This window comes from Ensifer sp. KUDG1, assembly GCF_050434285.1.
Taxonomy (GTDB): Bacteria; Pseudomonadota; Alphaproteobacteria; order Rhizobiales; family Rhizobiaceae; genus Ensifer.
Genome location: NZ_JBNDIG010000004.1, coordinates 265,277 through 286,112, shown reverse-complemented (window position 1 = coordinate 286,112; position 20,836 = coordinate 265,277). Strand labels below are relative to the sequence as shown.

Annotated in this window: 21 protein-coding genes; 12 read left to right on the top strand and 9 right to left on the bottom strand. The window is 63.2% G+C overall.

The window, feature by feature from the left end; translation table 11 throughout:
- The first annotated feature begins 224 nt into the window (after window positions 1–224).
- A complete protein-coding gene (locus M2267_RS13850) occupies window positions 225–479 on the top strand; it encodes a type II toxin-antitoxin system ParD family antitoxin (protein WP_043612157.1) in 255 nt (84 codons plus the stop codon).
- Complete coding sequence (locus tag M2267_RS13845; RefSeq protein WP_429115024.1) at window positions 479–772, top strand: type II toxin-antitoxin system RelE/ParE family toxin; 294 nt, start codon at window positions 479–481, stop codon at window positions 770–772. The genes M2267_RS13850 and M2267_RS13845 overlap by 1 nt, the downstream gene beginning before the upstream one ends.
- An 86-nt stretch (window positions 773–858) precedes the next feature.
- Here M2267_RS13845 and M2267_RS13840 read toward each other — a convergent pair whose 3' ends face one another.
- Both M2267_RS13840 and M2267_RS13835 read right to left on the bottom strand, forming a co-directional pair.
- Complete coding sequence (locus M2267_RS13840; protein WP_429115023.1) at window positions 859–2,298, bottom strand: NAD-dependent succinate-semialdehyde dehydrogenase; 1,440 nt, start codon at window positions 2,296–2,298, stop codon at window positions 859–861.
- A gap of 226 nt (window positions 2,299–2,524) precedes the next feature.
- On the bottom strand, window positions 2,525–3,463 hold the full coding sequence (locus M2267_RS13835; protein WP_429115022.1) for a LysR family transcriptional regulator: 939 nt from the start codon (window positions 3,461–3,463) through the stop codon (window positions 2,525–2,527).
- 343 nt (window positions 3,464–3,806) lie between these two features.
- Here M2267_RS13835 and M2267_RS13830 point away from each other — a divergent pair, with 343 nt between their 5' ends.
- From M2267_RS13830 to M2267_RS13815, 4 genes are all read left to right on the top strand, one after another.
- On the top strand, window positions 3,807–4,322 hold the full coding sequence (locus M2267_RS13830) for an SgcJ/EcaC family oxidoreductase (RefSeq protein ID WP_429115021.1): 516 nt from the start codon (window positions 3,807–3,809) through the stop codon (window positions 4,320–4,322).
- Window positions 4,315–4,788: an SRPBCC family protein gene (locus M2267_RS13825; protein ID WP_429115020.1), complete on the top strand. Its 474-nt coding sequence runs from the start codon at window positions 4,315–4,317 to the stop codon at window positions 4,786–4,788. The genes M2267_RS13830 and M2267_RS13825 overlap by 8 nt, the downstream gene beginning before the upstream one ends.
- Before the next feature lie 187 nt (window positions 4,789–4,975).
- Window positions 4,976–6,154, top strand: coding sequence for an efflux RND transporter periplasmic adaptor subunit (locus tag M2267_RS13820; protein ID WP_429115019.1), 1,179 nt, complete (start codon window positions 4,976–4,978; stop codon window positions 6,152–6,154).
- Between the two features lie 29 nt (window positions 6,155–6,183).
- Window positions 6,184–9,336 (top strand): efflux RND transporter permease subunit, encoded by a 3,153-nt coding sequence (locus M2267_RS13815; protein ID WP_429115018.1) that lies wholly within the window; start codon window positions 6,184–6,186, stop codon window positions 9,334–9,336.
- 26 nt (window positions 9,337–9,362) lie between these two features.
- On the opposite strand, the gene M2267_RS13810 is transcribed toward M2267_RS13815, so the two are convergent.
- The 5 genes from M2267_RS13810 to M2267_RS13790 form a co-directional block, all read right to left on the bottom strand.
- Window positions 9,363–10,013: a glutathione S-transferase family protein gene (locus tag M2267_RS13810; RefSeq protein WP_429115017.1), complete on the bottom strand. Its 651-nt coding sequence runs from the start codon at window positions 10,011–10,013 to the stop codon at window positions 9,363–9,365.
- Between the two features lie 520 nt (window positions 10,014–10,533).
- A complete protein-coding gene (locus M2267_RS13805; protein ID WP_043611974.1) occupies window positions 10,534–11,517 on the bottom strand; it encodes an ABC transporter permease in 984 nt (327 codons plus the stop codon).
- Window positions 11,518–11,528: 11 nt separating this feature from the next.
- A complete protein-coding gene (locus M2267_RS13800; protein ID WP_429115016.1) occupies window positions 11,529–12,539 on the bottom strand; it encodes an ABC transporter permease in 1,011 nt (336 codons plus the stop codon).
- A gap of 1 nt (window position 12,540) precedes the next feature.
- A complete protein-coding gene (locus M2267_RS13795; RefSeq protein WP_429115015.1) occupies window positions 12,541–14,043 on the bottom strand; it encodes a sugar ABC transporter ATP-binding protein in 1,503 nt (500 codons plus the stop codon).
- A gap of 148 nt (window positions 14,044–14,191) precedes the next feature.
- A complete protein-coding gene (locus tag M2267_RS13790; protein ID WP_043611966.1) occupies window positions 14,192–15,172 on the bottom strand; it encodes an ABC transporter substrate-binding protein in 981 nt (326 codons plus the stop codon).
- A 171-nt stretch (window positions 15,173–15,343) separates the two neighbouring features.
- On the opposite strand from M2267_RS13790, the gene M2267_RS13785 reads away from it, so the two are divergent.
- Window positions 15,344–16,438, top strand: coding sequence for a LacI family DNA-binding transcriptional regulator (locus M2267_RS13785; RefSeq protein ID WP_429115014.1), 1,095 nt, complete (start codon window positions 15,344–15,346; stop codon window positions 16,436–16,438).
- A gap of 33 nt (window positions 16,439–16,471) precedes the next feature.
- On the opposite strand, the gene M2267_RS13780 is transcribed toward M2267_RS13785, so the two are convergent.
- Window positions 16,472–17,359 (bottom strand): LysR substrate-binding domain-containing protein, encoded by an 888-nt coding sequence (locus M2267_RS13780; RefSeq protein ID WP_429115121.1) that lies wholly within the window; start codon window positions 17,357–17,359, stop codon window positions 16,472–16,474.
- Window positions 17,360–17,490: 131 nt separating this feature from the next.
- Between M2267_RS13780 and M2267_RS13775 the strand changes: the two genes are divergently transcribed.
- The 5 genes from M2267_RS13775 to M2267_RS13755 are packed head-to-tail and all read left to right on the top strand — an operon-like array spanning window position 17,491 to window position 19,823.
- Entirely contained in the window at window positions 17,491–17,868 is a 378-nt protein-coding gene (locus tag M2267_RS13775) for a YybH family protein (protein WP_429115013.1), read from the top strand.
- Between the two features lie 16 nt (window positions 17,869–17,884).
- On the top strand, window positions 17,885–18,748 hold the full coding sequence (locus M2267_RS13770) for a zinc-binding dehydrogenase (protein ID WP_429115012.1): 864 nt from the start codon (window positions 17,885–17,887) through the stop codon (window positions 18,746–18,748).
- A gap of 3 nt (window positions 18,749–18,751) precedes the next feature.
- Window positions 18,752–18,871, top strand: coding sequence for a zinc-binding dehydrogenase (locus M2267_RS13765; protein WP_429115120.1), 120 nt, complete (start codon window positions 18,752–18,754; stop codon window positions 18,869–18,871).
- 26 nt (window positions 18,872–18,897) lie between these two features.
- Entirely contained in the window at window positions 18,898–19,389 is a 492-nt protein-coding gene (locus M2267_RS13760; protein WP_429115011.1) for a YybH family protein, read from the top strand.
- 17 nt (window positions 19,390–19,406) lie between these two features.
- Window positions 19,407–19,823: a DoxX family protein gene (locus M2267_RS13755; protein ID WP_429115010.1), complete on the top strand. Its 417-nt coding sequence runs from the start codon at window positions 19,407–19,409 to the stop codon at window positions 19,821–19,823.
- Window positions 19,824–19,944: 121 nt separating this feature from the next.
- Here the strand turns inward: M2267_RS13755 and M2267_RS13750 are convergent, their stop codons facing one another.
- A complete protein-coding gene (locus M2267_RS13750; RefSeq protein ID WP_429115009.1) occupies window positions 19,945–20,799 on the bottom strand; it encodes a LysR substrate-binding domain-containing protein in 855 nt (284 codons plus the stop codon).
- Window positions 20,800–20,836 lie beyond the last annotated feature (37 nt).

Below are 20,836 nucleotides of genomic sequence, written 5' to 3'. Positions count from 1 at the left end.
TCACGCAAGTCCGATGCAATCAGTCGTTTAATGTGTCGTGACGGTATTCAGAGAGGTTGCCACCTCGATAGTCAACCGTCGTGACGATCGGGTGGACCCTGAGAACCGCGTTCGGCCGTCGGTATCGCGGTGTCGGAGTTCCGCGCGGCGTCACGAAGGGCAGGCTCCAGATTTGACAAACTTTGCCAAATTGTGTCATTCTTTCAGCAGCACTGGAGGCCGACATGGCGACGATGAACGTATCCTTGCCTGATCCGATGAAGGACTGGGTGGAAGCGCAGGCACGCACGGGCCGTTATGCCAATGCCAGCGACTATGTGCGCGACCTCATCCGCAGGGACCAGGAACGCAACGACAAGGTTGCGGCAATGCAGCGCTTTGTCGACGACGGCCTTAACAGCGGCGTCGGATCGCGCTCCAAGGACGCGCTTTTTTCTGCGGCGCTGGCGCGCGCTGAAGCGCCGCGCGATCGCAAGTAATGGCATTTCGGCTTTCCGTCGCGGCGGAAGAAGACATCATCGCAATCGCCGCGGATGGCGTGCGCCTTTTTGGCTCCGCCCAGGCGAGGCGGTATCACGATGAGCTATTCGACCTCTTCGCCCTCATCGCGGCCAATCCGCGCATGGCGCGCGAGCGCACGGAACTGTCGCCGCCGATGCGCATTCACCCGTTCAAGGCGCATCTGGTCGTCTACAGGATCGAGGCGGATGGTGACATCCTCGTCGTTCGCGTCCGTCACGGGCACGAAGACTGGATGAGCAACGCGTTGTAGCCTACGCATGATAGGACAAGGGACGGCGCATCGGCGCCGTCCCTTGTTGTTTTCTCGGGCGAGTGGATCTTTCGCCGACCGCGGCGTCAGACGCTCTTTCGCGTGACGAAGCGTGTTTCGAGATAGGCCTCGATCGCCTCCGAGCCGCCCTCTGTGCCGTAGCCGGAATCCTTGATGCCGCCGAAGGGGACTTCGGGGAGCGCCAGGCCCAGATGGTTGATCGAGATCATTCCGCTTTCGACCTCGCTTGCCAGACGATGGGCGCTGCGCTCCGATCCGGTGAAGGCATAGGCGGCAAGACCGAAGGGCAGGCGATTGGCCTCGTTGATCGCCTCATCGAGATCATGGAAGCGATTGATGATCGAGACCGGGCCGAACGGCTCGTCGTTCATGATCCGGGCGGAAAGCGGCACGTCGGCGAGAACCGTCGGCTCGAAGAAGTAGCCGCGGTTGCCGATGCGATGGCCGCCGGTTTCCAGACGAGCACCATGCTCGACGGCGTCGGCGACCAGGCTTTCGATCGCCGGGATGCGCCGCTCGTTGGCAAGCGGTCCCATGTCGATACCGTCTTCGAGACCGTTGCCGACCTTGATCTTTTTCGAGGCGGCGACGAAGCCGTCGAGGAACTGATCCGCCACGCGCTCCTGCACGAGGAAGCGGGTCGGCGACACGCAGACCTGGCCGGCATTGCGGTACTTGCTGCCGGACATGATGGCGACGGCGCGCTCGACATCGGCGTCATCGGTGACGATGACAGGCGCATGCCCGCCAAGTTCCATCGTCGCGCGCTTCATGTGCTGGCCGGCAAGGGCCGCCAGCATCTTGCCGACCGGCGTCGAGCCGGTAAACGACATCTTGCGGATCACCGGATGGGAGATCAGGTATTCCGAGATGACGGCCGGTACGCCGTAGACGAGGTTGACGACACCTGCGGGGAGCCCGGCATCGACGAAGCAGCGGATGAGTTCGGCAGGCGACGCCGGTGTTTCCTCGGGCGCCTTGACGATGATCGAGCAGCCGGTCGTCAGCGCCGCCGAAAGCTTGCGCACCACCTGGTTGATCGGGAAGTTCCAGGGCGTGAAGGCGGCAACCGGACCGACCGGCAGCTTGACAGTCATCTGGGTGACATCGGGCGCGCGCGGCGGAATGATCTGGCCGTAGGCGCGTTTTCCTTCCTCGGCGAACCACTCGATGATGTCGGCGGCGCCAAGGATCTCGCCCTTCGACTGGGCAAGCGGCTTACCTTGCTCGCGGGTCATCAGCCAGGCGATGTCACCGGCCCGTTGGCGCAGGAGGGCAGCTGCCGACCGCATCACCTGGGCACGGTCGAAGGCGGACGTAGCCCGCCATGTCTTGAAGCCCTTCTCGGCGGCCGCAAGCGCCTCATCCAGGTCTTCTACTTCGGCCCAGGCCACCTGGCCGATCGCTTCCTCGCTGGCCGGGTCGATGACGGGAATGGTCTTGCCGGATCGGGCCGGCCGCCAGGCGCCGTCGATATGAAGCAGGATGTCTGGATAGTGAGCCATGGGAAACCCTTTACTGAATGAAGTTCGTCGCTTTGCGCGCGACGCTATAAGATCAGGTCGATGGGGAACAAGCCGCCCGGCCAGGCGACCATGAGATCTGGAGATGGGGACGTGGCTGCCCCGTTGCAAGGCGGCAGCCCTGTTCGGGGGGAACTGAAGACGCTCCACTCGCAGACGTCAACCCCCTGGATGCCTTCTCGCTCTCGCCGGAGTATTGCTGTCCCGATCAGGGGAGCGCCGATGTGGCCTGCCGCTGACCGCGAAAGTGCGCAAGCATGAGCCCGCACAGGCTTTCCATTGCGGGGCCGCAGACCCGATCGATCCGGCGGATCGTGTAGAAGGGGAGGAGCGGACCGGGCAGACCGTTGCGGGCCGCAAGCGGCACCTCGCAGAGCCGCCCTTCGCCAAGATCAGCCGCGATCAGCCACAGGGGCAAATGACCCCACCCGGCACCGGCAAGAATGAGGGCGTGTTTGGTCGCAAGGTCGCTGACCCTCAACGTTTGCTGCGAGAACACCGCGTAGTTCACCGCCTGCCTATCGGTTGCGGGATCGGCAACGACGATCTGCAGGTGGTCGGCAAGGTCGACCGCCGTCAGGCCGGCGGATCCGTCGCGGGGGCCGGAGAGGGGATGACCGCCAGCGCAGACCGGCACCATGCCGGGAAAGGCGGCGACCGCCTCGCTGGCGATATGTGCGTCCGTTTCCTGCGCAGCCGTCAGGCCAAGGTCGCAGTCGCCGTCAAGCACCAGGCTCAACGCCATGGTCATTGGCGCTGTCACGAGTTCCACCCGTACGCCGGGATGGGCGCGGGTAAAGTCGCTGATCACCCGGGCGATATCCGGCAGGGGAAGCAGCGGGTCGAGCGCTACGCGCAGGGCCGATTCCATGCCCTGGTGGAAACCGTTCGCCTTGGCCCGCAGCGCGTCGGCCTTGATCAGCAAGGTCCGGGCCTCTGCAAGCAGCGTCGCTCCGGCCTTCGTCAATTCCGGACGATGCTGGGAACGGTCGAACAGCGGCAGGCGCAGTTCCGTTTCGAGGTTCAGGATGGCGCTGCTGAGGCCGGACTGGGCACGCCCGAGCGCGCGCGCCGCCGCCCGGAACGAGCCGTGGTCGACGACGGCGACGAATATGCGCAATTGGTCGAGCGTCAGCGCATCCAGCATGATCGGCCATCCTGATCAAAGTGATCGATATTCGAGCAATTACATCGATCATCTAAATCGGGCAATGCTCCGCCCACGGGTCAAGGGAGCAGGGAATGAAACGGCCGATCGTCAATCACACCTCCGGCACGCAGGAGGCGCACGACTGTGATTGCATCACCGTCCGTTCCGACACTCCTTCCGTCCCGTGCAACGTCGATGAAGCCTCTATCGCCGGCCGGCCGCCGGACGAGGTTTTCCTGCTGCTAGGGCCTGGCGCGGATCCGGTATTTCGCACCCACGTTTCCGGATCTGTCGCCCAGGCCCTAGCGGTCGGGAACCGCACCATCGGGAGTACGCCGTGATGCCGCGCATGCGCCCCATTCCTGCGATCGAGCAAGCCGGCGGCGTGTCGCCTCCCGATGCCCGCGATGTCAGTGCCGTTCTCGCACTTGTTGCCCGGGTCGAAGAGACCCAATGGCTCCGGGACGTCGACGGTTTTATCTCGTTGCTGGCGCCGGAGGCCGTGTGGACGACCGCGTTCGGACGCCGGATCGTCGGCGCACCGGCAATCCACGCCTTCACCGCCGCCGTACTCCCGAGCCTGTTTCGCGATTTTCAGGCGCTCTACGACGTCGAGCGCATTACCTTCCTGCATGCGGATCTCGCCGCGGTGAACGTGCGGCAAATTCCGGTTAATGCCGACGGCAACCGCCGGGCGGGCGAGGACGAGGGACGGCCGCTCTACATTCTTCGACGCCAGGATGGCGCCTGGAGGATCATCGTCGCGCAGAACACCACGCATCAGGGCGAAAAGATCGCCGCCCAGCAGCGGGCGGGGGATGAAGCAACCAGCAGCGAGACCCAAGCGCATGAATGAAAGATCCGTCCGCCACGCCACCTTCGTCATTCGCCGCAGCTACGCCGCGACCCCGGCGACCGTTTTCCATGCCTTTGCGGATCCCGCCACAAAACGACGCTGGTTCGTCGAAGGGGAGGGGTGGACGGTCGAAGAATTCTCCGCGTCTTTCGAGGTCGGCGGCCGCGAGCACAGCCGCTTCCGTTTCGGAAACGGCCCGGTCATGCGCAACGACACGATCTATCTCGAGATCGTTGCGAATGAGCGCATCGTCTTTTCCTACACGATGACCGTTGCGGGACGGCGGATTTCGGCGTCTCTCGGCACTCTCGAATTTGCCGCTGAAGGCGAGGGAACACGCCTCAACTACACCGAGCAGGCCGCCTTCCTCGATCGTCTCGACGAGCCGGGCGAACGCGAGGCCGGGTTTCGCGAATTGTTTCAGGCGCTTGCCGCCGCAGTTGAGCGCGCGCCGCTCGACGCTTGAGGGAAGAAGCAAGCGTCACCGCTGAAGCCTTGGTCGCCAAGCGAGGTGAAAGGCATCCGAAGATGAACAATTTTTAATTGTTTTTCAGGGTGTTGCGCCATTGAAGCGGCCACATTTGGGCCCAGCTTCCGATGGTCGGCACCACCTATTGCCGCGTGCCGACAGCAAGGTCTGCGGAGGCGCGCTGATGGTCAGCCGATCAAGTCTCACCTGTCGTATTGCCGTCGTTCTTCTCTCGATCGCCGCGATCGGGTTCGTGGTGGCGCGCAAGCCCGTGCCGACTGAGGCGAAACTGCCGGCCAATGCGGCCGCCAGCGCCAGGCGCGGCGGCGCCGTATCCGTTCAGACGGCGACGGTGACGCTCAAAGACGTTCCGGTTGTCGTCCATGCCCTGGGCAACGTACAGGCGCCCGACACCGTGGAAGTGGGCGCGCGCATTGCGAGCCAGATCACGGCCATCCACGTCAAGGACGGGCAGATGGTCAAGGCGGGCGATCTGCTGTTCACGCTCGACGACCGAACGATAAAGGCCGGGCTCGCCCGCGATCAGGCGATCGTCGCCAAGGATACGGCACAGCTTGCCGACGCCAACACGGAACTCGAGCGCGCCAAGACCTTGCGTGACGACAAGACCGGCACGCAGCAAAGCTATGACACCGCTCTCTCGCTGCAACAGGCGGCGCAGGGGAACCTGGACGCTGACCGCGCGACCGTCGATGCCGATCAGGTCGCGCTGAGCCTGACCGAGATCACCGCGCCGATCGGTGGACGCCTGGGTGCCGTGCAGGTCGCGCTTGGCGATCTTGTCGGCCAGTCGGGCGCGACATCGAACAATCTCGTGACGATTACGGCGATCGACCCGATCGACGTTACGTTCCGCCTGCCGGAAGAGCGTCTGCAGACGTTCAAGGACCTGATTGATCGCGGCACGCCCCCGCCGGTTCGCGCGCGGTCAAGCGGCACGCAAACGGTCATCGGCCAAGGCATGCTCGATTTCATCGATTCCGCCGTCGATACCGCCTCCGGCACCATCGCCATGCGCGCGACCTTCCCCAATGCCGCGCAGAAGCTCTGGCCGGGCCAGTTCGTGGATGTCGATATCGACCAGGCACAACTGCATCAGGCGGCTGTTGTCCCGAGCGTTGCGGTCCAGCCGGGACAGGATGGCCCGTTCGTCTTTCAGGTGAAGGACGACAACACGGTCGAAACCCGCGGCGTGTCCGTTCTGGCCGACGACGGCAAGGAGGCTGCGATCGGCACGGGCCTTGCCGCCGGTGACCGGGTCGTCGTCGAAGGGCAGGCGCGGCTGAAGCCGGGGGATCTCGTTGTCGCTGCCAACGCGGCCGCTCAGGCCGCGACGGATTAGGTTTTGTCCATCATTCGGGAGTGCGTGAAATGCCGCTGTCCGAGTTCAGTATCCGCCGACCGATCGCCACGGTCTTGTTGTCGGTCGCGCTCATCCTAGCCGGCGTTTTCAGCTATCTGGTCCTGCCGATCGCCGCGCTCCCGCGAACGGATTTCCCTGTTATCAACGTTTCTGCCTCGTTGCCCGGCGCCTCGCCTGAGACCATGTCGACGTCGGTCGCCATCCCGCTGATCAAGCAGTTCGCCACCATCGCTGGGATCGACACGATTTCGACGACGAATGCACTCGGCTCGACCTCGATTTCGATCGAGTTCGTGCTCGGGCGCAACATCGATGCCGCCGCCGCTGACGTGCAGGCCGCCATCACCCGGACGCTCAGGCTGCTGCCACAGGACATGCCGGCACCGCCAAGCTACCGGAAGGTCAATCCGGCGGACGCGCCGGTTCTGCTCCTGGCGCTGAAGAGCAGCACCGTGCCGCTCACCGACCTCGACGCCATTGCACAGCAGGTGATTTCGCCAACCCTTTCGGTGCTCGACGGGGTGGCGGAAGTTTCCATCTTCGGCAGCCAGCAATATGCCGTACGCATTCAGATGCATCCTGATGCGCTTGCCGCGCGCGGCATTTCCGTCGACCAATTGAAGACGGCGGTTGCGGCGGCAAACGACAATTCGCCTCTCGGCACCGCGCAGACCAGCGACCGTCAGGCGGCGATCGTTGCGGACACCCAGCGCATGAATGCCGCCAGCTTCGCGGATGTCATCGTCAAGAGCGTCGATGGCAAGCCCGTGCGGCTCGGCGACGTCGCGACGGTGATCGATTCCGTTGCCAACAACCAGACGGCAAGCTGGCACGACGGTTCGCGGGCGATCATCCTGGCCATCCAGCGGCAGCCGGACGCAAATACCGTTGAGGTCGTCGACCGGGTGCAGGCGCTGCTGCCGTCGCTCCGCCAGTCGCTTCCAGCCGCCGCCTCGATCGAGACGCTCAGCGACCGGTCCATGTCGATCCGCGGGGCCGTGCACGACGTCCAGTTCACGCTGATCCTCACCGTCGGCCTGGTGATCCTCGTCATCTTCGCCTTCGTTCGCCGCCTCTGGGCGACGCTTATTCCGGCGCTTGCCGTGCCGATCTCGATCATCGCCACCTTCGCGGCGATGTATCCGCTTGGCTTTTCGATCGACAACATCTCCCTGATGGCGCTCACGCTCTCCGTCGGGCTGGTGGTGGACGACGCCATCGTCATGCTGGAAAACATCGTGCGGCACATGGAGGAGGACGGCATCGATGCCTTCTCGGCGGCGTTGATCGGCTCGCGCGAGATCGGCTTTACGATCATCGCGATCTCGCTGTCGCTCGTCGCAGTGTTCATTCCCGTGCTGCTGATGGGCGGGGTGATCGGCCGTATTCTCAACGAATTCGCGATCGTCGTCACCGTTGCCATCCTCGCCTCCGCCTTCGTCTCGCTCACGCTGACGCCGATGCTGGCGGCCCGGCTTCCGGCGAGGACGGATGGACAGGAGAAGGCGCGCTGGCTGCAGCGGCTGGATCTCGCCTTCGAGCGAGGCTTCGAGCGGCTGTTGCGCGCCTATGAGCGGCTGCTGTCGCTATGCATCAATGCGCGCGCGCTGGTGCTTCTGCTCTTCCTGTTGACCGTCGTGATCACGGGATACCAGATCGCGACGATCCCGAAGGGGTTCTTCCCGCAGGAAGACATCGGCCAGTTGCAGGTCACGACCCAGGCGCGCCAGGACATTTCCTTCGCCGCCATGTCGAAGCTCCAGTCCAATGTGGAGGCGGTCTTTGCCAGTTCGCCCTACGTGGCCCATGTGGCAAGCACGATCGGCTCGGGTGGCGCGTCGAGCGCGCTCAACTCAGGCCGGCTTTTCGTCGAGCTGAAGCCGAAGAGCGAGCGCCCGCCGCTTGAAACCGTGCTTGCGGATCTGCGCCGCAAGTTGGCGGCGATCCCCGGCATCCAGGCCTTCATGTCGCCGGTCCAAAATCTCTCGGTTGGATCGCGCGCGTCGGCCAGCCAGTACCAGCTGGTGCTGCAGAGCCTTGATCAGCCGCTGATGAACGAATGGGCACAGAAGCTCCATGACGCCATGAGCGCGGACCGGGCCTTCTTCACCGACGTCAACAGCGACCTCCAGATCAACGCGCCACAAACGCGCCTGGTGGTCGACCTCGACAAGGCGGCAACGCTGGGGGTCGACGCGAGCGAGCTGCGCACCACGCTCTATGGCAGTTTCGGTACCGAGCAGATCTCGACAATCTATACGGCGGGCGACAGCTACGAGGTGATCCTCGAGCTCGATCCCTCGATGCAATGGTCGGCCGACAAGTTCGACGAACTGCGTGTCGGCAGTGCCAATGGCGGCCTTGTTCCGCTCGGGGCCTTCGCCCGTGTCGAGACCGTGTCCGGACCGCTCACCATCAACCAGCTGGGCCAGCTGCCGGCGGTCACGCTTTCCTTCAACCTGCCGGCCAAGGTCGCCCTCGGTGACGCCCTTGCGGAGGTCGATCGGCTCAAGGCAGAAATCGGCATGCCGTCCGAGGTGACAACCCGCAATTACGGCACCACCCAGCTGTTTAAAGATGCTGCCGCCAACCAGGGTCTTCTGGTGCTGGCGGCGATCGTCACCATCTACCTCGTGCTCGGCATTCTCTATGAAAGCCTGATCCATCCGCTGACCGTGCTTTCGGGTTTGCCATCAGCCATATCCGGGGCGCTGCTTGCGATCTATTTCGGCGGCTTCGACCTTTCGATCATCGCCATCGTCGGCGTGCTGATGCTGATCGGCATCGTCAAGAAGAACGCCATCATGATGATCGATGTGGCGCTGACGCTGCAGCGCGCCGGTTCGCCGGCAGCTGACGCCATCCACAAAGCCTGCGTGATGCGCTTCCGCCCGATCATGATGACCTCGGTTGCTGCGATCATGAGTACGCTGCCGATTGCGATCGGCAGCGGTGCCAGCGCGGAGCTGCGCCAGCCGCTCGGCGTCGCCGTCGTCGGCGGCTTGCTGGTGTCGCAGCTTGTGACCCTCTTCGTGACGCCGGTCATCTATCTGTACATGGACGATTTCATGCGGGTCGTTTCCCGCCTGGTTCGCCAGGGGCTGCAGATCACCCGGGGCGAACGACCGACTGCAGTCGACAATCAGCCGCGGCACGGTTAGCCGCCCGTTCCGGGATCACGTTACCCTCAGGCGGATGACGCCGATGTGAAGACCGCAAGCTGCGCATCGAAGGCGCGCTTGTAGGCCGGCCGCGCCTTGCCGCGCGCGACGTAGGCGGAAAGGTTGGGATACTCGTCGAGCAAGCCTGAACTTTCCAACCTGCGGAGCACCGTCACCATCATGAGGTCGCCGGCACTGAAGGCGCCGTCGAGCCAGTCGGCCTCGGCAAGCCGCCGCGACAATTGGGCCAGTCGGACGCGGATGCGATCTTCGAGCATCAGCAGGCGCTCCTGATACCAGTCCTTGTCGCGCTCCACGTAGGTGGTCGCTTCGCGCTCGAGGATCGGCGGCTCCACAGTGTTGAGCGCGGCAAACATCCACGTGATTGCCCGCGCGCGGGCATTGGCGTCATTCGGAAGCAGGCCGGTATGGCGCTCCGCCACATGGAACACGATGGCACCGGTCTCGAACAGGGAAAGGTCGCCTTCCTGATAGGTGGGGATTTGCCCGAACGGCTGAAGCGCGATGTGGGCCGGCTCCTTCATGGTCTTGAAGGCAACGAGGCGAACCTCATAGGGCTGCCCCACTTCTTCGAGCGCCCAGCGAACGCGCATGTCGCGCGCGAGACCTCGGCCGCGATCCGGTGATTTTTCAAAGGCGGTAATGGTGATCGTCATCTTGTCCTCCACAATTTGCCTGTCCTGAAGACGATTGGCCAACGGGGATACCGACATGCGCTGCCGCCTTTCAACGATGGAAGGCGGAATTCACGGCGACAGTGGCAGATAAAGGATCTCCTCTGTGGGTGCGAAACACGTGGCTCCCCGCAAGAAGGCGTACGTCTCGTTGAGATTAGCCCGAATGGACAGCTTGTTTCGGCGATCGCGGAGAAGTATAAATATTTCATAAACGTAATTGTCGAGCGCATTTCAATTTGATGCTGGCAATGACGTATCGCTTTCGACTTTTGACCATGGATGTACTGGCAGAAGCCTTGAGAGCGAAAAAGAAAAGAAGGCCGGGGCCAGTGCGCTCCGGCCTTTTTTACTGTCTGCCAATCGCTGCGATACGCAGGCCGATTGGTGCGCGTATGCGGCCGTTACGGTCACGCATTGTTCCTGCTCCACGAGGGCTAATCCGGGGTAGGTCTCCCCGTTTCGTCCTGTGGATGTTCGCGCCCCGTTCGCGACGTTCAGTTTAAGTGCTGCGATGCCGTGCCATCAGCTTTGCCTGAAGCACGACGACGACAAGCAGGAAGGCGCCGCGGATGACGGACTGCCAATAGGCGGAAAGCGAGATCCAACCGAGGCCGTTTTCGAAGTTCAGGATGTTGAAGACCATGGCAAGCAGCAGCGCGCCGGCAAGCGTCGCGCCGACCGAGCCGGAGCCGCCGGTCAACAGCGTACCGCCGACGACGACTGAGGCGATGGCGAAAAGTTCCCAGCCGACGCCTTCGGTCGGTTGGCCGGCGCCGAACTGCGAGGCGAGGATGACGCCGGCAAGCCCGGCAAGGGTGCCCGAGGCGAGATAGACGCCGGCAAGCGCCCGCTCGACCTTCAGGCCCATCAGTCCGGCCGTCGCCTCGCCGTCACCGATCGCCAGGATATGTCGTCCGACGGGGAGCTTTTGCAGCACGAGCCAGCCGAGCACATAGGCTGCAAGGGCGATCCAGGCGGGAATGGGGAAGCCCAGGAAATCGTCCTGCCCGATCACCGTGAAACCGGTGTCATAGGAGACGGAGACAGACTGGTTGTCGGCCAGCAAAAGGCCGGTGCCGTAGGCTGCGAGCATTGTCGCGAGCGTGGCGATGAAGGGCTGGATGCGCATCTTCGTGATGATGAAGCCGTTGAGCGCGCCGACGGCAAGGCCGGCCGCCATGCCACCAAAGAGCCCGGCCGCCCAATGATAGGGGGAGAACAGAGCCGCCACGACGCTTGCCATGGCCGCCGTGCCGCCGACAGACAGGTCGATGCCGCCCGTCATGATGACGAAGGCCATGCCGAGCGCAATCAGCGCGAACATCGAGTTGTAGCGCAGGAAACTCAGGATGTTGTAGGGCGACAGGAAGTTGTCGTAGCGCAGTGCCCCGAAAAGGATGAGGCCGGCCAGCGCCAGGATGACGCCGAGGCGGGCAAGGTCGCCGGAGTTCTTGACCAGGAAGAGGCGGAGGATCGATTGCATCGGGGTTGCCTCTAATGTTTGCTGGCGCGCTGCTGGATGAAGACCGCGGTGACGATCAGCCCGGCCTTGACGATGAGCGCCGCCGCATCCGGAACGCCATTGGCGAGCAGCGTGTAGCGCACCAGCTGGATGACGAATGCGCCGAGCACCGTGCCGATGATGTTGGCCCGCCCGCCGGTCAGAAGCGTGCCGCCGACGGCGACCGCAGCGATCGCATCGAGTTCCATGCCGAGGCCGACGAGGTTCGCGTCGCTCGCCGAGTTGCGGGCAACGACGATGAGACCGGCGACCCCGGCAAGCGCGCCGCTTATCATGTAGACGAAGAGCTTGACCCGTTTGACCGGGATGCCGGTCAGGCGCGCGGCCTTTTCGTTGCCGCCGACGGCGATGATCTGCCGGCCGATGACGGTGTAGCGGATCATCGCGAACGCGGCCGCGACGATGATCATCATCAGCACCACCTGGGCCGGAATGCCCGCGATGCGGCCGAGTGCGATGAACTGGAAACCCTCGTTCTTGAAAACCTGCAGATTGCCGTTGGTCATCACCTGGGCGATGCCGCGCCCGGCGATGAAAAGCACCAGTGTCGCGATGATCGGCTGGATCGAAAAGCGGGTGACGAGGAACCCGTTGAACAGACCGAACAGGGCCGCGACGGCGATCGGCAGGAGAAAGGCCAGCGTGACCGCGAGCGCCATGTTGTCCACCGGCCAGAACTGCCCCATGAAGATCATCGGCGCCAGTGCGCCGGCGATCGCCATTAGCGACCCCACCGAGAGATCGATGCCGCCGGTGGCAATCACAAGCGTCATTCCGGTCGCGACGATGACGATTGTCGCAACCTGGGTGAGGTTCACGTTCAGCGTCTGCAAGGACAGGAAATTCGGCGTGACGGCAACGTTGAACAGGATCAGCGCCAGGAAGGCGACGAAGGTGCCGTAGCGGCTGGCGAGCGTCAAAAGCCTGTTGCCGGACGAAAGCGTTCCCGACGGCTGCGGGGCGGGGGTCTCGATCGTCGTCATGTCATTCTTCCTGCTGGGCTTCCTGGTGGGCCATGGCGGCAAGCAGCGCGGTCTCGCTCAAATCCTTCCGCGACAGCGTCGCGACGGAAGTGCCGTCGCTCAAGACCGTCACGCGGTCGGCGGCGGCAAGCAGTTCTTCGAGTTCCGACGAGATCATCAGCACGCTCAAGCCCTCGTCGGCGAGACTGCGCAGGAGTTTGAGGATTTCCGATTTGGCGCCGATGTCGATGCCGCGCGTCGGCTCGTCGACGATCAGCACCCGCGGGTCCGTGGCAAGCCATCGGGCGAGCAGCACCTTTTGCTGGTTGCCGCCGGAAAGCTCCTTGATCGGCTGATCGGGGGAGGCGCATTTGACGCCAAGCGCGCGGATGTAGCGGCTGACGATCTCATCCTGGCGTGCGCGGTCGACGATGCCGGCCTTCTTCAGCTTCGGCAGCAAGGCGAGCGTCATGTTCTCGCGGATGCTCATGTCGGGCACGATGCCGTCGATCTTTCGGTCTTCGGACACGAGGCCGATGCCGTCGGCGATCGCGTCGGCCGGTTCGCGGTAGCTGCGGTCTTGTCCCTGCATGCGGATCGTGCCGCGTTCCATCCTGTCGGCGCCGAAGATCAGACGCGCCGTCTCGGTGCGGCCGGAGCCGAGCAGGCCGGCAAGGCCGGAGATTTCGCCCTCCCGCACGGCAAGGCTGACGTCGCGCACCCGCACACCCGCGCCGGCCTTGTCGACTTCGAGGCGAACGGGCCGCACTGGCGCGTCCTTCTCCGGTGCCATGGCCTGAAAGGCGGCAAGTTCCTTGCCGAGCATATGGCGCACTAGTGCCATTTTCGGCATATCCGCCATCGGGCTTTTGGCGACCGTCTGGCCGTCGCGCATGATCGTCACACGGTCGCAGATCTCGTAGAGTTCGTCGAGCCGGTGGCCGATGAAGATGACGGCGACGCCGGAGCGTTTCAGCGTGCGGATCGTTTCGAACAGGATCGCGACCTCGCGCTCGTCGAGCGAGGAGGTCGGCTCGTCCATGATGACGAGGCGGGCGCTCTGCGTCACCGCGCGGGCGATCGCCACCATCTGCCGCGTCGCCGCATCGAAATGCGCAACAGGACGGTCGACGTCGATCGTCAGGTTGAAGGTTTTGAGCACCGCTTCGGCACCGCGCCGCATGGCGGAATGGTCGATCATGCCGAATCGTTTCGGCTCGCGGGAGAGATAGATGTTCTCCGCCACGGAGCGCTGCGGGGCGAGATTGATTTCCTGGTAGATCGTCGCGATCCCGGCGGCCTGCGCCTCGGCCGGCATCGAGAAATCGACATCCCGACCGTCGAAGGCGATGCTGCCTTCGTCCCGCCTGTAGACGCCGGTCAGGATCTTGATGAGCGTCGATTTGCCGGCGCCGTTCTGGCCGACAAGCGCCATGACCTCCGCCGGCTCGACCTCGAGCGAGGCGGATTTTAGGGCCGGCACGCCGGCAAACGCTTTGGAAATGCCCTGCATGGACAGAAGCATGGGTCTCCTCCCTATCTTCGCCATCCGCCGCCCCATCTGGGGGTGGGCGTCATCAGCCTACACTTGAACGGGCCGAAGGTCATGCTGCCGTCAAAAAGACGGCCGAGACGGTTGCGCCGTCCCGGCCGTGGAGGCTCGGGAGATTGGATCAATAGGCGTTGGCGAGTTCTGCAGCCGCGTTGGAGGCGTCGTAGAACTTGTCGTCGTTGATGATCATCGCATCGATTTTCTCGCCCTTGGCGTAGCGCATCATCGTCTCGAAGGCCTTCGGCCCGAAGCGTGGATTGCACTCGACGACTGCTGCGATCTTGCCGTCGACGACCGCCTGCACGGCTTCCTTGCCACCATCGATCGACAGCACCAGCACGTCCTTGCCCGGCACCTTTCCGGCCGCTTCGAGTGCGGCGATCGCACCGATCGCCATTTCGTCGTTGTGGGCGTAGATCACGTCGGCATCCGGATGGGCCTGGAGCAGGGCTTCTGCCACCTGACGGCCCTTGTCACGGGCGAAATCACCGGTCTGCGAGGCGACGATCTCGAAGCCGCCGGCCGCCTTGATCGCCTCGTCAAAACCCTTCTTGCGGTCGTTGGCGGGCGACGACCCGGTCGTGCCTTCGAGTTCGATGATCTTCGACTTGCCGTTGGCGTTCTTTGCCAGCCACTCGGCAACTCGCTTGCCCTCTTCGACGAAGTTCGAACCGATGAAGGTCAGATAGTCTTCGCCGGCCTTGGCCAGCGACGGATCGACCGAGCGGTCGAGCAGGATCACCGGAATGCCGGCCTTCTTCGCGGCCATGACTGCGGGGATCAGCGGCTTTTCTTCGCGCGGTGCGAGAAAGATCACGTCGACGCCTTGAGCGATCATCGAATTGACGTCGGCGACCTGCTTGGCGGCGGAACCGGCGGCATCCGTATAGACGAGTTGGAAGCCGAGCTTTTCGGCTTCGGCCTTCATGCTGTTCGTCTGGGCGATGCGCCAGGGATTGTTGGATTCGGTCTGCGCGAAGCCGACCTTGTATTTGTCCTTCTGCTCAAGCTTCGGCACTTCGGCGATCGCGACACCCGCAAGGGCGAGCGCGCCGACGGCCGTTGCCGCAAGCATGAAGGTGCGACGGGAAATCATGGTCATAATCGGGTTCTCCTCCCAGATTGGCCGGTGCTCCTCTACCGGACGTGAGCGTTTTTGCGCTTCACATCTCCAAATCTTGCGCTAATAATATTAGCAGTCAAGGCCAAAAATTATGAGCACTTGCAAAAGCCTGCGTGCAGTGCAATGCACGCGGGAGGGTAGGGAGCACGCATGGCCAAGGGAAACGGGCGGAATCTGGAGAAAAAGGGCGAAGGGCGCCCGACAATGACGGATGTCGCCAGGATCGCCGGCGTCTCCCAGTCGAGCGTCTCCCTGGTGCTGAACGAGATGTCCGGCTCGCGCATCTCGCCCGAAACGCAGCAGAAAGTGCGCGAGGCTGCTCATAAAATCGGTTATAGACTGCCGGCGACCCGAGGCCCGGTTGCAGCCGCCCCGGCGGTCGAGAAGGACACGATTGCCTTCATCGTCGACGAGATCTCGACCAGCCCGCACCCGGTGGTCAGCCTCGACGGCATCCGCGACTATGCCTTCGAGCAGGGCATGCTGGTCTCGGCGCACGTCACCCGCTCCAATCCGGAACTTGAAGCCGCGGTGCTGCGGTCGGTCTTGCGCGACCCCTCCATCGCCGGCGTCATCTACGCGACGATCTTTACCCGCAAGGTTGCGGTTCCCGAGGCGCTGGCGCCGCTGCCGACCGTGCTTCTCAATTGCTACTGCGAGCCACGCCAGCATGTGGCGATCGTGCCGGGCGAGGTCGCCGGCGGTTTTTCTGCCACGGCGCATCTGACGGCGCTCGGCCACAAGCGCATCGGCTTTATCAACGGCGAAAGCTGGATGGATGCTGCCGCCGACCGTCTCAAAGGCTACAAGCAGGCCCTTGCCTCCGCCGACATCGCCTTCGACGCGACGCTGGTGCGCGACGGCGACTGGCTGCCGCTTCGCGGCTACGAGGCCGGGCTCGACCTGCTCTCCATGCCCAACCCACCGACCGCCATTTTCTGCGGCAACGACCTGATGGCAATCGGCGTCATGGAGGCAGCCCAGGAGAAGGGGTTACGAGTGCCCACCGATCTCTCGGTCATGGGCTATGACGACCAGGAACTGGCGCGCTACACCCACCCGCCGCTCTCCACCCTGGTGCTGCCGAACTATGAAATGGGCCAGAAGGCGGCTGAACTCCTGATCGACATGGCGATCCACGGAAAGCACATGCGGCCGATGACGATCAAGGTCGACGGACCGCTGGTGGTGAGGGATACCACTGCCCTCCTGTCCGCGCCCAGACCTTCCAGGAATGCTGGATAGGACATCGCCGGTGCCATGCTGAGGTGCGCTGGTCTAGACTGGCCGTGAGGCCGTACCAAGAAACCGCGTCATCTGTTTCTGGCAGAAGTCGAGATAGGCGCGCACGATGCTCGACGGATGCCTGTGCGCCGGATAGAGCAGGCTGACGTGTTGCTCAGGCATGGGGTGGTCGACAAGCATCTCCGTCAGGCGGCCATCCCTGATCGGTTCGGCCGCCAAAAAAGGTGGTAACTCGGTAACAAACTCGGCCGCCAGAGTCCGCGTCCTCAAATGCAGGTAGTCGTTCGTCGTCAGCATTGCTTGCGGCTCGAATACGTTCTCGCCGAGGCGCCACGAGGCATGGCTGTTTGCATCCCGCATCCAGGCGGCGAGGGGGAAGTGGTGCAGGTTCTCGTACGTCGTTGGCTTTCCGACACGTTTCAGGAGATCCGGTGCAGCAACCAGGACATGCCGATAGGTCAGCAATCGTTTCGCCACCATCGCTTCATGAACGATCGCGCCCACGCGCAACGCGACATCGATGCCGTCTTGGACCAGATCCACACGACGGTCGGTCGTGTACACGTTGACCTGGATATCCGGGTATTGGCGCTGGAAAGCGCCCAACAGCTCCCACCACGGCTCAAAACCCGTCGGCAGTGAAAGGCGCAGGCGTCCTCTCAAACGCGTCTGGTCGCTGCGAACCGCCTCTTCAGCTTCTGCAAGCGCCTCGATCCCGCGCGAGGCATGCTCGAACAGCCGTGTGCCCGCATCCGTGAGCCTGGTCCCTCGTGCCGACCGCTCGAGGAGCTGTATCTTCAGTTCCCGCTCGAGTTCGCGGATGCGCCGGCTGAGTGTCGGCAGAGGTATGCCCAGACGGGTCGCGGCGGCTGAGAGGCTACCAGCCTGCGCGACGGCGACAAACATTTGCGCTGCGTTCAAGTCCAACTGCAAAGCCTCTCATAATTGATAGGCATCTTACCATCTGTCGATCTACTACACCATAGTTGAGCGGATTAGCTTGGTCTCATCCTCATCTGAGGCCAGTCGCAAACGCTTAAGGAACTTTAGCCATGACAATCGAAACCGCCATAAAAGCCTACGAGGCAGCGCTCAACGGCAACGACATCGACGCCATTCTCGACCTCTACGGAAGCAACCCGGTCTTCATGCCTCAGCATGCCCCGGCGCTGGTCGGCCGTGATGCCGTTCGAGAAGGCTACAGGCAGGTATTTGCCGCCATCAAGCTCGATATTCGCTTCACCATTCATGAAATCGAGATCGCCGAGGATTGGGCCTGGGTGCGCACCAGTTCTTCGGGAACGACACACGTTCTCGCCGCAGATGTCACGATCGAGGAGGGCAACAACGAACTCTTCGTGTTCCGCGCCGAACAGGGCCACTGGAAGATCCACCGCTACCTGTTCTCCACCAACCGTCCACGCCCATAACGCCAAGGAGGCCAACATGAAAGCCTATGTCATCGAACGCGCCGGAGGCCCCGAGGTGCTCGAGTTGCGAGACATTCCCCCGGCTGATGTCAATGCCGACGAGGTGAGGATCCGCGTGCACGCATTCGGCCTCAATCGCGCCGAAGCCTATCTGCGTGCCGGCAAGATGGGCGAGATAAGCGCTCCGCGGGTGCCCGGGATCGAGGCCGTCGGCGAGATCATGCACGATCCGTCCGGAACCTATCGGACAGGTCAGCGTGTCGCCACGGCGATGGGCGGGATGCAGTTCGGCCGCGCCGGCAGCTATGCCGAGGAGGTTGTGGTCCTGCGGAGCAACGTGGTCGATCTCGACGGGGTCAGCCTGCCGTGGGAGGAACTCGCGACTTTACCTGAAGCCTATCTGACGGTCTGGGGTGCGCTCAGGAAAACGCTAGCGATCGAGAAGGGACAGACCCTCCTTGTCCGCGGAGCGACTTCCTCGGTCGGGTTGGCGGCAATTGTGTACGCCAAGGCGCTTGGGCTTATGGTGATCGCCACGACACGTTCCAGCCAAAACACTGAACGACTGCGCGATATGGGCGCCGATCACGTCGTCATCGACACCGGAGAGATTGCCGAGCAGGTTCGCGCCCTTGTCCCGGCGGGCATCGACGCGGCGCTGGAAATCGTCGGGGCGGCCACCGTTCGCGACACGATCAACGCGCTCAAGCCGTTTGGCTCCGTATGCGTGATCGGCCTCCTGGGTGGACCACCCGTACTTGAGAACGTCCACCTGATACAGGACCTTCCCGGCGCAGCGCAGCTTAGCTTCTTTCCGAGCGGGCTTTTCGGCACGGCCTCCCTGCCTTTGTCCGACACACCGCTGCCGTGGCTGGCGTAGGGCATCGCCGAGGGCCGCATTCCATCGTTGCTGGCTCGGACCTTCGACTTCGACAGCATTGCCGAGGCTCATCGCCTGATGGAAAGCGACCGAGCGCTCGGGAAGCTCGTTGTGAAGCTCTGATCGGTTGAACTCTCAAGGAGAAAGTCATGTCCTCGTTTCCTCGCAGAAAAATTGCGCGGTTCGCGCTCGCGATGCTGCCGGTTCTGGTTGCCGCGGGTTCGGCGAAGTCCGACGAAGGCGCTACGGCCGCCATTGCCCGACAACTGCAGAGCTACCAAAACGCCCTGAACGCCTCGGATGTCGACGCCGTCATGAAGCTCTACGCCGATGACGCCGTGTTCATGCCGCAACACAGCCTGCCGGCCGTCGGTCGCGTTGCCGTCGAGAGGGCCTATGAACAGGTTTTCGGAGCGATCAAACTCGATATCCGGTTTGAGATCGACGAGATCCGCGCGCTTTCGGCGGACTGGGCCTACGCCCGCACCCGTTCGAAAGGCACCGTGAAAATCCTCGCGAATGGGGCCGCCCCATCGTCCGAGGCCAACCAGGAACTGTTCCTGCTTCACCGCGAGAAGGATGGGGCATGGCGCTTTGCCCGCTACATCTTTTCGACCACAAACGCAGCCCCGCAGCAGTAGCGGAGAGGAGAACCGAGATGACATCGCAACAGCAAACCTATGCCATCGCTGCGGCGCGGACCGTGATGGTCGTGATCTTCTTCCTGTCCGGCCTGTCCAAGATCGGATCCGCCGAAAGCATGCGCGGCTATATGGAAAGCATGGGTGTACCGGGAACATTGCTGTGGTCTACGATCCTCTTTGAGATCGGCGCGGCTCTGCTGATCGTGGCTGGTTACAAAACCCGCGTTGTCGCGCTTTTTCTGGCCGCCTTCTCAATCGTGACGGCAATGGTGTTTCACAGCAACTTCGCCGACCAAATCCAAATGGTCATGTTCCTCAAGAACCTCTCGATGGCAGGTGGCTTCTTCCTTCTCGCCTGTGTGGGGGCCGGGGATTTCGGCCTCGATGCCCGCTTCGAGAAAGCCGAGCGCAGTCTGCGTATCGCTGCCTGAAGTCCCGTCGACCTTCATCTGCCCGGGCGCTGCAGCGGCCGGGCAGGTTCTCCACCGGCGCATGGCCCAAGCAATCGAACCGGCGCTGAGCATTGACGCGTGCCAGGGTCGCCTGCCGGCTTCACCCAACCTGCGGAAGGACCGCTCGGATATGGTCGGCGAGTGCCGTGACCACGGAGGAGGGGCGTGGCTCCGCAAGCTCGAGCGCAATGCCGATCGTCGGGAGTTCTGGTAGAAGGCCGGCCGAGATGACATGAAGATCGGCAGGGACGGCGGTTTCGGTCAACACGCTGATGGCATGTCCTGAACGCGCGATCGCGATGAGACCCGCCAGACTGTTGCTGGCGAATGCGACGCGGTACCGACGACTGATCCCCTCCATGGCGCTGCAGGCGGCTCGGAAGTCGAGCGTCGTCGGGGCGGACAGCGCCAGGGGAAGGGCGGTGCGGCTCAGGATCTCAGGTTCAGCGCTCCTGCCGACCCAGACGAATTTTTCGCTCCGGATGACCTCGCCACTTGCCGCGTCGGGAACCGAAACGAGTGCGATGTCGATTTGCCTTCGCTGGAGGAGCGGTCGCAGTTCGGTGGTCGGCGCACAGACCATGCGCAATTCGACATCCGGATGACGCTCAAAGAAGCCCTCAAGCACCGCGGGCAGGAAGGCGATGGAGTAATCCTCCGGGCAGCCAAGCGTGACCGAGCCCTTGAGCCCCGAACCACCCATGTCGGCGAGGATCTCATCGTGGCCGGCGAGCAGGTGCTCGGCATGCACCAGCAGTTTTTCACCGGCCGCCGTCAGACGTACGCCCGATCCGGTGCGGTGGAAAAGGGCCTGTTCGAGAAAATCTTCGAGCCGCTGCATCTGCATGCTCAGCGTCGACTGGGTCCGTCCCACCTGGAAGGATGCAACGCTGATCGAACCCGCACGGGCAATGACGGTGAAGTTGCGCAGCAGGGAAAGGTCGAGATTTCGCATGATATCGAAATGTCCAATATCTGATCGGAATACTATC

Bases quoted from the DNA above. Each gene is read 5' to 3' on its own strand.
- M2267_RS13760 (WP_429115011.1), top strand. From the start codon at position 18,898: ATGTCCTCGTTTCCTCGCAGAAAAATTGCGCGGTTCGCGCTCGCGATG.
- M2267_RS13820 (WP_429115019.1), top strand. From the start codon at position 4,976: ATGGTCAGCCGATCAAGTCTCACCTGTCGTATTGCCGTCGTTCTTCTC.
- M2267_RS13835 (WP_429115022.1), bottom strand. From the start codon at position 3,463: ATGCTGGATGCGCTGACGCTCGACCAATTGCGCATATTCGTCGCCGTC.
- M2267_RS13785 (WP_429115014.1), top strand. From the start codon at position 15,344: ATGGCCAAGGGAAACGGGCGGAATCTGGAGAAAAAGGGCGAAGGGCGC.
- M2267_RS13845 (WP_429115024.1), top strand. From the start codon at position 479: ATGGCATTTCGGCTTTCCGTCGCGGCGGAAGAAGACATCATCGCAATC.
- M2267_RS13840 (WP_429115023.1), bottom strand. From the start codon at position 2,298: ATGGCTCACTATCCAGACATCCTGCTTCATATCGACGGCGCCTGGCGG.
- M2267_RS13795 (WP_429115015.1), bottom strand. From the start codon at position 14,043: ATGCTTCTGTCCATGCAGGGCATTTCCAAAGCGTTTGCCGGCGTGCCG.
- M2267_RS13815 (WP_429115018.1), top strand. From the start codon at position 6,184: ATGCCGCTGTCCGAGTTCAGTATCCGCCGACCGATCGCCACGGTCTTG.
- M2267_RS13810 (WP_429115017.1), bottom strand. From the start codon at position 10,013: ATGACGATCACCATTACCGCCTTTGAAAAATCACCGGATCGCGGCCGA.
- M2267_RS13830 (WP_429115021.1), top strand. From the start codon at position 3,807: ATGCCGCGCATGCGCCCCATTCCTGCGATCGAGCAAGCCGGCGGCGTG.
- M2267_RS13805 (WP_043611974.1), bottom strand. From the start codon at position 11,517: ATGCAATCGATCCTCCGCCTCTTCCTGGTCAAGAACTCCGGCGACCTT.
- M2267_RS13755 (WP_429115010.1), top strand. From the start codon at position 19,407: ATGACATCGCAACAGCAAACCTATGCCATCGCTGCGGCGCGGACCGTG.
- M2267_RS13850 (WP_043612157.1), top strand. From the start codon at position 225: ATGGCGACGATGAACGTATCCTTGCCTGATCCGATGAAGGACTGGGTG.
- M2267_RS13750 (WP_429115009.1), bottom strand. From the start codon at position 20,799: ATGCGAAATCTCGACCTTTCCCTGCTGCGCAACTTCACCGTCATTGCC.
- M2267_RS13800 (WP_429115016.1), bottom strand. From the start codon at position 12,539: ATGACGACGATCGAGACCCCCGCCCCGCAGCCGTCGGGAACGCTTTCG.
- M2267_RS13790 (WP_043611966.1), bottom strand. From the start codon at position 15,172: ATGACCATGATTTCCCGTCGCACCTTCATGCTTGCGGCAACGGCCGTC.
- M2267_RS13775 (WP_429115013.1), top strand. From the start codon at position 17,491: ATGACAATCGAAACCGCCATAAAAGCCTACGAGGCAGCGCTCAACGGC.
- M2267_RS13825 (WP_429115020.1), top strand. From the start codon at position 4,315: ATGAATGAAAGATCCGTCCGCCACGCCACCTTCGTCATTCGCCGCAGC.
- M2267_RS13770 (WP_429115012.1), top strand. From the start codon at position 17,885: ATGAAAGCCTATGTCATCGAACGCGCCGGAGGCCCCGAGGTGCTCGAG.